This is a genomic window from Colwellia sp. PAMC 21821 (assembly GCF_002077175.1).
Taxonomy (GTDB): Bacteria; Pseudomonadota; Gammaproteobacteria; order Enterobacterales; family Alteromonadaceae; genus Cognaticolwellia.
On the sequence record NZ_CP014943.1, the window covers coordinates 4,423,152 to 4,438,943 of the forward strand.

General features: G+C 37.0%; 13 protein-coding genes. 4 read left to right on the forward strand and 9 right to left on the reverse strand.

The features are described 5' to 3' along the window. Positions 1-4 precede the first annotated feature (4 nt). Positions 5-985 (reverse strand): biotin synthase BioB, encoded by a 981-nt coding sequence (bioB, locus tag A3Q33_RS18505; protein WP_231295871.1) that lies wholly within the window; start codon positions 983-985, stop codon positions 5-7. 222 nt (positions 986-1,207) lie between these two features. Here bioB and bioA point away from each other — a divergent pair, with 222 nt between their 5' ends. Next, positions 1,208-2,512 (forward strand): adenosylmethionine--8-amino-7-oxononanoate transaminase, encoded by a 1,305-nt coding sequence (bioA, locus tag A3Q33_RS18510; RefSeq protein ID WP_081182778.1) that lies wholly within the window; start codon positions 1,208-1,210, stop codon positions 2,510-2,512. Positions 2,513-2,557: 45 nt separating this feature from the next. Here bioA and A3Q33_RS18515 read toward each other — a convergent pair whose 3' ends face one another. Beyond that, entirely contained in the window at positions 2,558-2,935 is a 378-nt protein-coding gene (locus A3Q33_RS18515) for a hypothetical protein (RefSeq protein WP_081181264.1), read from the reverse strand. A gap of 144 nt (positions 2,936-3,079) precedes the next feature. Here A3Q33_RS18515 and asnS point away from each other — a divergent pair, with 144 nt between their 5' ends. After that, positions 3,080-4,480, forward strand: coding sequence for an asparagine--tRNA ligase (gene asnS, locus A3Q33_RS18520; RefSeq protein ID WP_081181265.1), 1,401 nt, complete (start codon positions 3,080-3,082; stop codon positions 4,478-4,480). Between the two features lie 150 nt (positions 4,481-4,630). Here asnS and A3Q33_RS18525 read toward each other — a convergent pair whose 3' ends face one another. Then, positions 4,631-5,179, reverse strand: a complete 549-nt coding sequence (locus tag A3Q33_RS18525) for a nitroreductase family protein (RefSeq protein ID WP_081181266.1) — start codon at positions 5,177-5,179, stop codon at positions 4,631-4,633. Between the two features lie 361 nt (positions 5,180-5,540). On the opposite strand from A3Q33_RS18525, the gene sppA reads away from it, so the two are divergent. Further along, positions 5,541-7,403 carry a signal peptide peptidase SppA gene (sppA, locus tag A3Q33_RS18530; protein WP_081181267.1) on the forward strand — a complete coding sequence of 621 codons (1,863 nt, stop codon included), beginning with the start codon at positions 5,541-5,543 and terminating at the stop codon, positions 7,401-7,403. Positions 7,404-7,579: 176 nt separating this feature from the next. Then, entirely contained in the window at positions 7,580-8,584 is a 1,005-nt protein-coding gene (gene ansA, locus A3Q33_RS18535) for an asparaginase (RefSeq protein ID WP_081181269.1), read from the forward strand. A gap of 65 nt (positions 8,585-8,649) precedes the next feature. Here ansA and A3Q33_RS18540 read toward each other — a convergent pair whose 3' ends face one another. The 6 genes from A3Q33_RS18540 to A3Q33_RS18565 form a co-directional block, all read right to left on the reverse strand. Continuing rightward, positions 8,650-11,511 carry a DUF349 domain-containing protein gene (locus tag A3Q33_RS18540; RefSeq protein WP_081181270.1) on the reverse strand — a complete coding sequence of 954 codons (2,862 nt, stop codon included), beginning with the start codon at positions 11,509-11,511 and terminating at the stop codon, positions 8,650-8,652. After that, positions 11,508-11,792: a YeaC family protein gene (locus A3Q33_RS18545; RefSeq protein ID WP_081181272.1), complete on the reverse strand. Its 285-nt coding sequence runs from the start codon at positions 11,790-11,792 to the stop codon at positions 11,508-11,510. The genes A3Q33_RS18540 and A3Q33_RS18545 overlap by 4 nt, the downstream gene beginning before the upstream one ends. 25 nt (positions 11,793-11,817) lie before the next feature. Continuing rightward, positions 11,818-12,147: a hypothetical protein gene (locus tag A3Q33_RS18550; RefSeq protein ID WP_081181273.1), complete on the reverse strand. Its 330-nt coding sequence runs from the start codon at positions 12,145-12,147 to the stop codon at positions 11,818-11,820. Positions 12,148-12,223: 76 nt separating this feature from the next. Continuing rightward, positions 12,224-13,720, reverse strand: coding sequence for an alanine/glycine:cation symporter family protein (locus A3Q33_RS18555; protein WP_081181275.1), 1,497 nt, complete (start codon positions 13,718-13,720; stop codon positions 12,224-12,226). A 72-nt stretch (positions 13,721-13,792) separates the two neighbouring features. Then, entirely contained in the window at positions 13,793-14,920 is a 1,128-nt protein-coding gene (locus A3Q33_RS18560; RefSeq protein ID WP_081181276.1) for a M14 family metallopeptidase, read from the reverse strand. 65 nt (positions 14,921-14,985) lie between these two features. Further along, on the reverse strand, positions 14,986-15,393 hold the full coding sequence (locus A3Q33_RS18565) for a TlpA family protein disulfide reductase (protein WP_081182781.1): 408 nt from the start codon (positions 15,391-15,393) through the stop codon (positions 14,986-14,988). Positions 15,394-15,792: the final 399 nt, after the last annotated feature.

A 15,792-nucleotide genomic window follows, 5' to 3' on the forward strand; every position in this document is an offset into this window, starting at 1 on the left:
AAGGTTAGTTTACGGCGTTATAAAATAGATCACTATTTTGTTGATCAACAACAGCTGTTTTAATTTTTGCTTCGTCTACTTCTGAACTCGCAATAGTTTCGGTATTAATACCTAAACGATCAAACAACATCATGTCTTTATTTGCTTCAGGATTACCCGTAGTCAATAATTTACAACCGTAAAATATTGAGTTGGCACCGGCTAAGAAGCACATTGCTTGCATTTGTTCATTCATCGCATCACGACCTGCTGATAAACGTACATGACTTTTTGGCATCATAATACGTGCAACCGCAATACAGCGGATAAATTCAAAATGATCTAAATCATCAACGTCAGACAACGGCGTACCTTCAATTTTAACCAGCATATTGATCGGCACACTTTCTGGTTGTGGTGAAAGGTTGGCAAGTTGTGCTAATAATGACGCTCGGTCTTTACTTTCTTCACCTAAACCAACAATACCGCCACTACATACTTTCATACCAGAACTTCGTACATTGGTTAAAGTGTCTAATCTATCTTGATAAGTACGAGTGGTGATAATTTGATTATAATGCTCTGGCGAAGTATCTAAATTATGGTTGTAATAGTCTAAACCGGCACCTTGCAGTTCATCCGCTTGATCCGCAGATAACATCCCTAATGTCATACAGGTTTCTAGCCCTAAAGCTTTAACACCTTTAACCATTTCCACTACTGCAGGCATATCTCTTGCTTTAGGGTTACGCCATCCAGCGCCCATACAAAAACGAGTTGAACCTTGATCTTTAGCCACTTGCGCTGCTTCAAGCACTTTTTGAACTTCCATCAAACGTTCTTTATCGATGTCAGTTTTATAGCGTGAGCTTTGCGAGCAGTATTTACAATCTTCAGGGCATGCGCCAGTTTTAATTGATAATAAAGTGCTGACTTGGACTTCATTTGGATTAAAGTTTGCTCGGTGAATAACTTGCGCCTTAAACATCAAATCATTAAATGGCATGTCAAACAATGCTTTAACTTCTTCTGCTTGCCAGTTATGGCGAGCTTCACTGCTACTTTGGTTGATATTATTAGCGGCAGTAGTAGACCTAGATTCACTTACTGCTGATGTTTGTTGTGTCATAGTTATTCACTCGTTTTGAAATTGCATCTAGTATTATTAACGGGTAGTCTATGCGTCAACTGCAAGATGTCAACTAATTTACTTAACCAAGCCTTACATATGAACAAAAAACAAACAGAAAGTCTAGAATTTGATAAAAACCATGTATGGCATCCCTATACTTCGATGTCTAAGCCATTACCATCCTATTTGGTAGAGTCTGCCGAAGGCGTCTATATTAACTTGGCGAGTGGCGAGAAACTTGTTGATGGCATGTCATCTTGGTGGTCTGTACTGCACGGTTATAATCATCCTGAATTAAATCAGGCGTTAATTAAGCAAACCGAAAAATTTGCTCATGTTATGTTTGGTGGTTTAACACACGAACCTGCCATTACCCTCGCCCAAACATTAATTGAGCTTACGCCTAAAGGCTTAAATAAAGTATTTTTGAGTGACAGTGGCTCAGTGTCAGTTGAAGTGGCGTTAAAAATGTCACTACAGTACTGGCACAGTAAAAATAAGCCTGAAAAGCATAAAATCCTGACCGTAAGAAATGGTTATCATGGTGATACATTTGCTGCTATGTCGGTATGCGACCCAGTTAATGGCATGCATCAGTTGTTTGAACCTGTTTTAATGAAAAATTTATTCGCTCCAGCGCCTAAAACCACTTTTGATCAAGCATGGGATGCGTCTGACGTTGATGAATTATCGGCAATGTTTGCTAAACATCATCAGGAAATAGCCGCATTTATTATAGAACCTATAGTACAAGGTGCTGGAGGTATGCGCTTGTATCACCCTAATTATTTAAAAACCTGCCGAGCACTTTGTAACCAATATAACGTTTTGTTGATTGCTGATGAAATCGCTACAGGACTAGGGCGAACCGGTAAGTTGTTTGCCTGCGAATGGGCAGATATTAGCCCTGATATTATCTGCTTAGGAAAAACCTTAACGGGTGGCTACATGACACTAGCAGCAACTTTATGTACTGATGAAATAGCCAACTCCATTAGTGATGGCGAAGCAGGTTGCTTCATGCATGGCCCGACTTTTATGGGAAATCCACTAGCCTGTGCGGTTGCAAATGCGAGTTTAAAAATATTAAAACGAAATGAATGGCAAAAACAAATAGCTGATATTGAATGCATTTTAAAAGATGAATTAATGCCATTAATAGATCACCCAAGAGTGGCAGATATAAGAGTATTAGGTGGAATTGGTGTCGTTGAAGCAACTGAATATGTTGAGATGGCGGTAATACAGAAGCGGTTTGTTGAATTAGGCGTTTGGATACGCCCTTTTGGACAACTTATCTATATTATGCCGCCATTTATCAGCAACAAAGCGCAACTGAGTTTACTGATAAAGGCGATAAGCACCGTATTAGATGAGGATAATTGTTATAAACGAGATTAAATAAATAGCATTTAATCTCGAGTTATTGTTCTTAAAATAAGAATATTAGACAATTTTAGCTTCTGAAATTTGAACCAATATAAAGCTCACCCAAGCGATGGTGATCACTAGTAATAATAATATATTAAAGTGCTTACTATCGCTTTTACGGCGGCTACGATATTTATCAAGTATTAAACAAAAATAACTGCTTAATGCACTTAGCCATAATACTATATACAAATACCCCGTTAATGGTGTCAGCCAAAATTTTCTAATTTCAATATTATGATAGCGTAATATCCCATAATCAGCCTCCGGTGCAGCATAATAAGAGACAATTAAAGCAACAACGAACAACCCCCACCCCACAATAGCTAAAACCCTTAACAAATAAGTCCATAAATCAGCAGTATTCCTACGCTCTTTTCTCGTATTTTTCATACTTCATACCGCCTTTTATCTCTAATTGTATTTTTTCTTTTTATAAAGACAAGATTTAGCAATTATTACTTGTTAAACCTTACAAGCAAGGTAACATATCAATCCTTAAAATTAGAGAACATTTTTGACAAAAAAGAGGTTTTAATGTCAGTCATTGCAATTACTGATATCTTGGCAGGAAAATATCCTGTTAATGAATCAATTACTATCCATGGTTGGATCCGCACCCGTCGTGATTCTAAAGCAGGTATTTCATTTTTAGCGGTTCATGACGGTTCATGTTTCGACGCTATTCAAGCAATTGCTCCTAACAACTTGGATAATTATCAGACTGATATATTAAAACTTACGACAGGTGCTGCAGTAAAAGTTACCGGTATTTTGGTTGAGTCACCAGGTCAAGGTCAGTCGTTTGAGTTACAAGCAGAGCAAGTTGAAGTATTAGGTTTAGTAGAAGACCCTGATACTTACCCTATGGCAGCAAAACGTCATAGTATTGAATTTTTACGTGAACAAGCACATTTACGTCCGCGCACTAATATTGGCGGAGCAGTAACACGCGTTCGAAATACTTTGGCACAAGCAGTACATCGCTTTTTACATAGCAAAGGTTACTTTTGGATCAGCACACCGTTAATTACCGGTAGTGACTGTGAAGGCGCTGGCGAAATGTTCCGTGTTAGTACCCTTGATATGGAAAACTTGCCATTAAATGATCAAGGCAAAGTTGATTACAGCCAAGACTTTTTTGGTAAAGAAACATTTTTAACTGTTTCTGGTCAATTGAATGTGGAAACCTATTGTTGTGCCCTTTCTAAGGTATACACTTTTGGACCAACTTTCCGTGCTGAGAATTCAAATACTACCCGTCATTTAGCGGAGTTTTGGATGATTGAGCCGGAAATCGCTTTTGCCGATCTATCTGATGCTGCTGATCTTGCTGAAGAAATGTTAAAATATGTTTTTCAAGCCGTGCTTGATGAGCGTGCTGATGACATGGCATTTTTCCAACAGCGTGTCGATAAAACAGTGGTAGATAGATTAAACTCTGTGATCAACAACGACTTTGTTCGTTTAGACTACACAGACGCGATCACTATTTTAGAAAACTGTGGTAAAAAGTTTGAAAACAAAGTGGCTTGGGGTGTTGACTTAAACTCAGAGCACGAACGTTACTTAGCTGAAGAACATTTCAATGGCCCGGTAGTTTTACAAAACTATCCGAAAGATATTAAATCTTTCTACATGCGTTTAAATGATGACGGTAAAACGGTTGCTGCGATGGACATTTTAGCACCAGGCATCGGCGAAATTATTGGTGGTAGCCAGCGTGAAGAACGTTTAGATGTTTTAGATAAACGTTTAGCAGAAATGAACTTAGATCCTGCAGATTACAGTTGGTATCGTGATTTACGCCGTTACGGCACTGTTCCACATTCAGGTTTTGGTTTAGGTTTTGAACGTTTGGTTGCTTATGCGACTGGCATGCAAAATGTTCGTGACGTGATCCCTTTCCCAAGAACGCCAAATAATGCATCATTCTAAATTAGCGTAAAGCTAAATAGGTATCGCATAAAATAAAAAACCCTCAGCCGAGGGTTTTTTATTAAGTGAAAATTGATGAACCTAAACGGGTAAAGTAAAATTTTAAAATAGTTTTACCAATTTGATGGGCTATTACTCGTGCTTTGTAAGTTAAAAGTAACTTACGTACTCTTCAAGCCCTTTACTACTTTTCAATGGCAACTCTTTAGACTCTTCACCAATATATAAGAAACCAACAATTTCCTCATGAAGTTCAATATTTAAGCGTTCTTTCACTAATGGATGATAGCTCATTTCACCGGTGCGCCAGACCGAGCCTAAATCTAAACATGTTGCTGCCATCTGCATTGCATGCACTGCGCACCCTGCCGCTATTAACTGTTCTTGCTTAGGTACCTTAACGTGCTGATGAAACTTAGTACTAATAACAATAATTAAAGGCGCGCGAAAAGGCATTTTAGCGGCTTTTTCTATTTTAGCTTCATCACCACCGTCACTGATCGTTGCAGACTTAAACGCCTTACTTAACTTGGTCAAGCTTTCGTCTTTTACTACGGTAAATCGCCAAGGTGTTAAACCTGCATGGTCAGGTACACGCATACCCGCTTTGAGAATATTATCAATGATCTCTTGATCAGGTGTATTACCGTGCAAATGAGGATTAGACTGACGAGTATGTAAAAACTCTAATACATTCATAAAATTGTAAATTCCTTTAGTTTAATATCCTTAGGGCCAAAAACGAACTGATGAATATAGCGGTCAAATATACTGAGTTTTACAAGTCAAAAATCACAGTAATATAGATGCTATCTGTTTGTTATCATATAGATTAAATAACTTTTGTCATTAATTAATATGACTTTACTCTTTTTATTGCCTTTATATACATCGCTATTATAAAAATAGCGTAAATATATAGATAATAGAACGTGCGAGTGGATAAATGCTTTCAATTTAACTTACTGACAAAAATAGTTACATTTACGACTATTTAAGCGCGTCAAATTTAAGTAGCATATGGCTATCAAAAACAAAAAAAGCTTGTAGACAACGTTTTATGAAAGAAAATAAAAGTACCATAGCAAGAATAACCTTCGGCTTATTTAGTTTGCTCAACACCTCTCGCAAGATTATTATTAATTTAGTATTTTTTACTGTGCTATTAATTTTTATTATTGCTATTAGCAGTGGTGAAAAAAGTATAGTTGTTAAGCCCGGCTCAGCGCTTGTATTGAATATAAGTGGGGACATTGTCGAGCAAAAACATGATATAGACCCAATGGACGCATTTATCAGTGAAGCGCTTGAACAACCTGATACTGCTCCTGAAGTCTTGTTGGCTGATATATTAGCCGTGATCAAACATGCAGAAAACGATGACAACATCAGTATGATGGTGTTGGAGTTAAAAAATATGCAAGGCTCAGGTATTACCAAGTTACGTGATATCGCCGAGGCACTCATCGAATTCAAACAAAGTGGTAAAAAAATAATTGCTGTTGGTGAACAATATAGCCAAAACCAATATTACCTAGCAAGTTATGCTGATGAAGTTTGGCTAAATCCAAATGGATGGATGCTGTTAGACGGTTACGGTCGTTATCAACTCTATTTTAAATCTGCATTGGAAAAACTTTCAATCAGCCAACACGTTTTTCGTGTCGGTACTTATAAATCAGCCGTTGAACCTTATATACGTGACAATATGTCTGACGCCGCTAGAGAAGCTAACCAGTTATGGCTTAACGATTTATGGCAACAATACAAAATAGATGTTGCTCAGCAACGTAACTTTGCAGTCAGTAATTTTGATGAAGACGTTGATGTTTTAGTCACAAAATTAAAAGCAGCCAATGGTAATGTTGCTGAATATGCTTTAGCAAATAACTGGGTCGATGCTTTAAAAACGCGAGAACAAATCAGGCATGACTTAATTAATACCGTTGGGAGTGATGGCGAAGATGGTTATAAAAGCATCGCCTTTAATAATTATTTAACGGTTATTAATTCAAAAGTTTCTTTTGATAGTATTGACGGCGATAAAGTTGCTGTTATCGTAGCCAAAGGCACTATTTTAGATGGTAATCAAAAACCAGGCATAATAGGCGGTAGTTCTACTGCAGCTTTGTTACGCGAAGCCCGAGAAAATAAGGCTGTAAAAGCAGTTGTACTTCGTGTTGATAGCCCAGGTGGCAGTGCATACGCTTCTGAAGTTATTCGCCAAGAAGTAGAATTATTGAAGGCGGCCGGCAAACCTGTGGTGGCTTCAATGGGGACTTACGCAGCGTCAGGTGGCTATTGGATATCAGCATCAGCTGATAAAATTTATGCTTCTCCTACAACGATTACCGGTTCAATTGGTATATTTGGTTTTTTCATGACTTTTGAAAATACGTTAAGCAAATTAGGTATTCATACTGATGGTGTTGGTACTACAGATATTGCTGGTTTTGGTTTAACACGTGAATTATCACCGGGTATGGCAAATATCGTGCAATTAAATATTGAACGCGGATACCGCGATTTTATTGAGCTAGTGGCCAATAATCGAGATATGACAACCGAACAAGTTGATGCTATTGCTCAAGGTCGAGTATGGTCAGGTTCAAAAGCATTAGAACTTGGTTTAGTTGACGCCTTAGGTAATATTGATAACGCTATAGAAGCTGCAGCTGAACTAGCAAACTTGCAAAGTTACGATAGCTTATTAATTGAACAAGAAAAAAGCCCTCGTGCGTTATTCTTACAAAGCTTGTTTGGCCAAGCATCTATCTTGCTGGGTGAACCATCTAACATTGAGTATAGTGGAAACAGTATCACTAAAATTCTTAGTCAATTATCACTAGAGCTTAAGCAATTAGCACAATTAAATGATCCTCAGGGTATCTATTCATTTTGCTTAGCCTGTGAAGTCGAATAATATCAGGTATTCACTAATTTTATCTTAAGCTAAAGCCTCGAATTATCGGGGCTTTTATTTGATTGAACGCTTACTTTTTCTAGAAAGTCTATTAATCCTGTGTGTTACAATCCTGAGTAATTATATTTATACTTTGGCAGTTATAATTATGCCAATTTCACATTAAGACTTCAGCTATGAGAAAACGCATATATATTGCTTATACCGGTGGCACAATTGGTATGAAACCCAGCGAAAATGGTTATATTCCACAGAAGCAGCATTTAACTGACGCTATCATGAAAATGCCCGATTTTCATCGTGAAGAAATGCCAGAATTTACCATTAATGAATATCATCCGTTAATCGACTCATCGAATATGTCACCTGCTGACTGGCAACATATTGCGAATGATATCAAGCAGCATTATGATGACTATGATGGATTTGTAGTGCTACATGGTACAGACACCATGGCTTATACCAGCTCTGCGCTTTCATTTATGTTAGAGAATTTAAGCAAACCCGTCATTGTTACAGGTTCACAAATACCTTTAAGTCAATTACGTTCCGACGGACAAGAAAACTTACTTAATTCACTCTATATTGCTGCTAACTACCCTATTAATGAAGTGGGTTTATATTTTAACAATAAGCTATTTCGAGGGAACCGCAGTATAAAGGCTTATGCTGATGGCTTTAATGCCTTTGACTCACCAAATTTACCACCTTTGTTAGAAGCGGGAATTAACATAAAGTTGATTGAAGGAAAAATATCGGAACCGGTATCCCAGCCATTGAAATTAGCACAAATTACGCCACAGCCAATTGGGGTTGTGCACTTATATCCCGGTATATCAGTTGAACTGATTAAAAATATCATTAAGCAACCGGTCAAAGCGTTAATTATTCGCAGTTACGGGGTAGGAAATGCACCGCAAGATCAAGCGATGTTAGATTGTTTAAAACAAGCAAATGAAGCGGGTATAGTTATTGTAAATTGCAGTCAGTGCATTAAAGGTACTGTCAACATGAAAGGCTATGCAACGGGCAACGCTTTGAGTAACATCGGCGTTATTAGCGGCCATGATATGACCTTAGAAGCAACGTTAACTAAATTACATTACCTGCTAAGTAAAGAATATAGCCACGCAAAAATTTGTCAATTGCTCGAAGTCAGTTTACGTGGTGAATTAAGTTAAGTTATTGCGGGTAGTTTTAAGTAATCAGCTGGCAGTTTTTAATTGACAGCTGATTACTCATCTATTTATTGAAAAATAGGCTTTATTCTTTCTAATAATACTAAATCTTGTTGTCCAAGCTTGCCTAACATTAACCACTGAGCAAATTTATCAGGTAAATCAATTGTTGCACCTGAAGACATTTGCGCTTGCATCAAGTTAACTTGTACTGTCATACGGCGTTGTTGTAATTCACTCGGCGAAGGTATACCAGATAAAATCTCAAGCTCTAACGTCGCATCTTCTCTATCGAACTCTGTTGCGTTATTCGCTAAATCTTTTAATTTTTTCTGCCAAATTGCCGAGAGTTGTAAATAGTTATTGTGCTCGGTAAAGCATTTATCATTACTGATACTTTCTTCAAGTATCGAAAATAAATAGCCCCACTGTCGCTTTTCATTCTCGGTTTTAAAATCAACAATTTTCTTAGCAATCAATTTTTCTTTGGCACTAATTTGTTTTTCAAGATTTAGCATTTTAGGTTTTTGTTGCGTAACATCTCGATGTAGAGACTGCAATGCTTGTTCAAAATTTTGCAGTTCGTTTAATTCTGTTACTTGCGAAAATTCTGCTTCAAGTTTAGTAAACGTGCTTTCTAACTCAGCCGCCTTAGCGGTTGTAGCCGACTTTTCTTGTAAACTTTTTTGATCTCGTTTAGCAAAAATATCATCATTAATTTTTCGAAAGCTTTGCCAAAGTTTATTTTCTATTTTAGGACCAGCATAGCCTGTGTTACGCCACTGTGTTTGCAATGACTTCACTTGATTAACAGCGGCAAAAATATCGTCATCTGCGAGTAACTTTTCTGCGTTTAAAATAAGTTGCTGTTTTAATGTTTTATTTTCTTGATGAAATACTTTAATCGCAGATTTTATTGGCTGTATAACTAAATTAAATTGTTCGTTAATTTCTTGATAAACAGCGCGATCAACCTGCCCAGCACTTTGCCATTGTTTTATGATCTGGTTTAGTTCAGTTTCTACATTTTTAAAATCTACTGCTGTACTATCGCCGTCATTATCTTTCGACGGCATTAATTGCTCAGCGAGTAATTTTGCTTGTTCAACAAATGATTGACGGGTAATTAAATGCTGTGCACGTATTTTTTCTTGTTCGGCAAAAAATAATCGACAAGGGGTAAATGCCGTTTCACATAACTTATTAAACTCAGTATTTAAACTTTGTTCAGCATCGTCATCAGCATGACCTAAACTGTTCCAAATTTTACGATATTGTTTAACTTTTTCTGCTTGCTCATTAGGATTATCAAGTGGTGTTTCTACTATAGCTTTAATATCTGTTAATAATTGCTGTTTACGAGGTGTTGCGATGTAGTGTTCCCAGTCAGCTAATTCTGCAATTTTTTCACTGAGTGAATCATAATCTTTTTGAATTCGGTATTGCTGCTGTTCAGACAACGCATTAAATAATTGTTTAGCCTTTTTAAATACACCAAATGCAGCGTTATATTTACCAGCAGCAATTAATCTTCTAACATCATGAAGTTTTTTCTGTGTGACTGAAAACTCTTGTTTTTGTGCTAGTTGTAAAGGTTTTATTGCTTGACGCCAGTTACGCTGAATTTCAGTGGCTGCGTTTTTAATTGAATCAGGTAATGTCCCTGATGAATTTTTCTCAGCATTTTTCCAATCTGCTAACCACGCATGATAAACAGGCAGTCGCTCATTCATTTCTATAACAGTTATTGGCATTGCTAGTTGTGATACTTTTGAAATTAAATGCGTCGCGTCACTAACCGATTGTGCAATTTCAGGTAATTGCTGCAGTTTTTGCTGTTGTTGGCAAATTTTAGCAATAAATGCGTTCTGCTCATCTTTAGTTAGCGAAGAAGCAATAATTTCACTGGTTAATTTATCGAATAGCGTTTGATATTGTTGCTCTTCAATCTCATCATTTTCAAAAATACTTGTCGTTAAGGTTTGGTCAATGATTGTTAAGGTTTTATCAAAATGAATACGCGCCTGTTGTTTTTTCTCACTAAGCTCACGAGAGATTTCAGCTTGTGCATGCTGCTCAGCTTTAGCGACAAAGAGTTTATCAAGCTGTGAAACTATCGTGGTATGTTTATCGGTAAATACTGAAGTTTCTAGCGCTTCAAAACAAGAAAAGTCAGCGACTAGTGCTTGCCACTCTTGGTTAAGTAAAGCTCTTTTTTCAAGATATACTTTGTACTCGTATTGATCTTTTAAGGCTTGCAATTTAGCTAAAACTAAATTGACTTTTTTACGCAATGCAATGGGTTGATCGATAGCAAGTTGCAAAACCGCAATTTTTTCAGACAATTGCTGTGTAATTTCGGCCTGCTGTGATTTTTTCTTCAGTTTTTCTAGGGTATCTAAGTCATCAACTTGATTAATAATATACGCTTGAACCTGAACGTTCTGCTTTTGGCCAAAAAGGTTGATCAATAACTGAGGCTTTAATGCCGGTTTGCTCAATTGATCACTAAGTTGATTTTTAGTTGCCAACTTTTCAAATAACGCGATAATTAAATTGGGGTTGTCGGTTAATTTCAACCAATGTTCATAAAAACTATAATCATTATTGCTGGCAATATAAGTAAGCTTTTCTTGTTCAGAAAGGTTAATAGCATCTTGGTCAGTTAAAATAGCGGCTACTTTGTTACTCGCATATTGTTTAACTTTAGCCATGGTATTTTCTTGACTATGGGTTAACCAAGATTGAAAGTTATCGAGTTTTATTAATGCAGCGCGTCGAACATTCTCACTATCGTCTGTTTTAGCAAGGCCTAGAATAATTTCACGTTGCTCTGGCTCTGCTAGTGATAAGCTAGTGTTTATCGCTTCAACGCGTACCGTACTGTTTTTATGTTGCCATTTCTTTTTTAAAAATTTTGAAAAAATCATATATCTGAAAACCTAGCTATGTCATTACTGTCTTGTGCTGGAGGGAAATCTGAACGTAGTTCGCGTTTTGTTTTTATGATCATCTCACCTTTAGGGCTAATAGAAAGGGTTTGATCTGAGTTTAAATGTTTAGATTGATAAGCCATGGTAATTTGTAAAGCACTCATTTGTTGCTCTTTAGCAACGGCCGTGCCTTCTGGCCACTTACCAGTTTCAGCGGCACATTTTAAGCGCAAATACATTTCTTCTGACATATTGTCGACTAACTGAATGATATCCATGAACATCTCTTTTGAATAAAGTTATTTACGATTGGCTTCGCTTGCTTAATATAAGTCTGACCCGGGTAATAATATAAAGAATAAAACCTAAAATAGTACTTGTGATAGCCGCAACATACTCCCAAGTGCCTGGTTGAGCATCTTGCCAATATAGAAAAAGGAAACCACCACAAAATAACAGCATGGCAATAAAAGAATGCGTCATCAATTGTTGTGATTTTGCTACGGTGCTTATTCGTTTTAAGCTTGCGATTTTATCAGCATCTAGCGTACTTAAGTCTATTTGACAATGCTCACAGATCTTTGCTTTATCCGATATTTTTTTCTTACAACTTGGGCAATTTATAACGGCCATTTTTCTACCTCTATTACGATGCTTTATTTTACCTAAAAAAAACGCCCTTGCGGGCGTTTTTTACAATAATTGTTAATTATTTTTTATTTTGCTCTTCTAAACGTTCTTCCCAGAAATCAGCATTTTCAATTTTTAGACTTTTCGGGTCAAAAGTGTAAACTTCTACACCTTCTTTTTGCTGTCTCTCATAGTCTTTTAAGGCTTTAATAGCGGGTTTTGCCATAAAAAATATCACCAGAATGCCAATAATATTTAACCATGCCATCATACCAACACCAACATCACCCATGCCCCACGCAATATCAGCTGCTTTAACCGTACCATAGAAGGTCGCAACCATTATTAGCAATTTCAGTAAAAACGTTAAGGCTGGAAAATTAAAAGTGCGTTTGATATATAAAACATTATTTTCTGCAATAAAGTAATACGCTAATATAGTGGTGAAAGCGAAGAAAAATAATGCAATGGCAATGAAAGGTTTACCGAACCCAGTCAGCATACTTTCTACCGCGATTTGGGTATAGGCAGGACTGTTGGCAGCAATATCACCCGCAATATTTTGCACAATAAAACTACCTGAACCTTGTAACTGTACATTATAAGACTGCGTGATCAATATCATAAACGCGGTGGCAGTACAGACAAATAAGGTATCAATATATACCGAAAATGCTTGTACTAAACCTTGTTGTGCTGGATGGTCGACTTCTGCAGCAGCTGCAGCATGAGGACCAGTACCTTGACCTGCTTCATTAGAGTAAACACCCCGTTTAACACCCCAACCAATTGCTGCACCTACACCTGCCATAGGAGAAAATGCATCTGTTATGATCAACATAAATACATCACCTAAACGATCAATATGTAAAAAGATCATCACACAAGCAATAATGATGTAGGCCAAGGCCATAAATGGCACCACTACTTGTGTGAAGTTAGCAATACGCTTAACACCACCAAAAATGATAAAACCTAGAATAAGCACGATAAAAACAGCCGTATATAACTTGGTCATTTCAATAGGACCGAGTGCCGTTTCAACAATATTACCTGAACCAAACACCATGGTAACCGCTACACCAATACTATTTGACTGCACCGTTGGTAACAAAGCGCCACAAGCAATAATGGTAGCTATGGCAAAAATCCAAGCGTACCATTTTTGCCCCATGGCTTTTTCAATATAATAAGCTGGACCACCACGATATAAACCGTCTTGCTCTTCTTTATATATTTGTGCATTGGTCGATTCAATGTAGGCTGTAGCAGCGCCTAAAAAGGCGACAACCCACATCCAAAATACTGCACCAGGGCCACCAAAACCAATAGCGGCGGCAACACCAGCAATATTACCCGTACCAACACGACCAGATAAAGAAACGGCTAAGGCTTGAAATGATGAAATACCTTTTGCTGAACTTTTACCGGTAATAAGCAGTCTCCACATTTCACGAAATTGTCGAACTTGTACAAATCGAGTGATAATAGAGAAAAATAATCCAGTACCCAGGCAAAGGTAAATCAATGCCGGGCTCCAGATGATGTTATTTAGTGTATTTACAATTTCTTGCACTGTAGACTCCTAATAATTATTATTTTTTTAAAGTTTTTGCGTTGTAAAATATAACAGTGTTAGACAGATAAACTATCGTAAATCACCCACTACATGAAAAATTGCTGTAAGAAAATCGCGTCCAAATAAGCTACTACGCTCATCTGACCAACCGACACTATAGTCTGGTAATAAATCATGATCTTTAAATGGCATTTCAACGGTATAGGCTAAGCATTTAAACTGCTCTCCTACCCAATTAGCCGCAACAGTTAAATTGGCTTTACCCGGCTCGTCTTTATCATAGCCTTTGTCATCTTGAAATTCTGGTGTTATTGCTAAAAGCACATTTTTGAATTTGTCTTCAAGGCCTTTAATACGATCGTTATATGATGGAACACCTTCACTACCTGCGACAAAGTTAAAAGGTATAGCTTCATCACCGTGAATATCTAAATGCATATCGACACCCGTAGCAAGCATCTTCTCACGCACAAGGTATACTTCAGGGCTACTTTCCATTGAAGGTGTTTGCCACTCACGATTTAAATTAACACCTTTTGCATTTGTACGAAGATGACCACGCACAGAGCCATCAGGATTCATGTTAGGCACTAAATAAAATACTGCGCTATTCAATAATGAACGTGCAACACCGTCATCTTCATCTAATAAGCGATCAATAAAGCCTTCCATAAACCATTCAGCCATAGTTTCGCCCGGATGTTGACGTGCAGTTATCCAAATAACTTTTTTACCTTCGCCCTCTTCTCCTACTTTTAGTACCGACATATCACGGCCATCAAGCGTCTGCCCCAAGACTTGTAACTGACAATCAATATCTAATTGTGCACTGTGAATTAAGTCTTGGTGGCGTTCATAACTGTAAGGTGCAAAATAAGCGAAATATGTTGAGTCGTGCTCAGGTGTGAAAGTAATGGAGAGGTTTTCACCATCAAATTCTGTTGGCACGCGAAACCAATGTTGACGGTCATAAGAGGCAACGGCTTGATAATCTTTCCAACCTTCCACATAAGCAGACTTACCCGCATTGTTTAAATGCATAACATGTTGGGTATGTTCAGTATTATGTAGTTTAAAATGAAACCATTGGTAAAATTCTGATTGATGGTCTTTTTTTATAGCCAATTGAATATTGCTAGGATCTTGCGCTGAGATAACATCGATATTACCTGAGTCGAAGTTTGATGAAATTTGCATAAGGCATTCTTCTCATTATTTTTTTGATGGCCTTAGTGTACACAAACACGTAAAAGATCAGAAGACTAAAGACTCCTTAAATACAGACCAATTTCAGAAGAATAGCCAAGTGAACGACCAATAATGGTATTTTCTTCATTTAAAACATAATAACTTGGATATCCTATCACTTGAAAATCGGCTTTTACTGACTCATTACCTAAAGCAACCGGAAAGGTTAATTGATGATTATTAGTGAATTTTTTAACTTCTTCAACGTCAACAAAATCTAGCGCAACCGCGATCACATTCAACTCTGGATTTTTTTGATAAACACTTTGCAGGTTATCAATACTAAAGTTACACACTTGGCACCAAGGCGCAAAAAAATAAACAATAGTTTTTTTTCCGTCAGCATGCAACATTATATCGTTGTTCATTAGCGTTTTTAGTTGATGCGTAGCAGGCTCAACATCTGAACTAGTAGATAACATACTCATTTCTCGTAACATAGAAACGGCATTAAAAATCAATATAAAAACAATTGTTTGTATTAATAAATTACGGATCAAAATAATGACTTCCAATAAACTTTACCATCGTATTAACTTAGACCGGCTTATTTAAATATCTGTTCACCATAATCATTAATTTATTAAACGCAAGCAATTTATCAGCTAGTAACACTTATTAAATCTTCGTGTTTTTTGCGGTAAAGTTAGCCGTATTAGACTGTGACAAAGATAGGAGATAAAAACTGACAAGCTTAAAAATTACATTTTAAACTTTATACGTAACACTCAGTTTTAGTTCATGCATACTGTATGTAGTGGCATAGTTAATTGGGATGAATAATCTATAAATCACAACCTAAAAATGTAACACGTAACTAA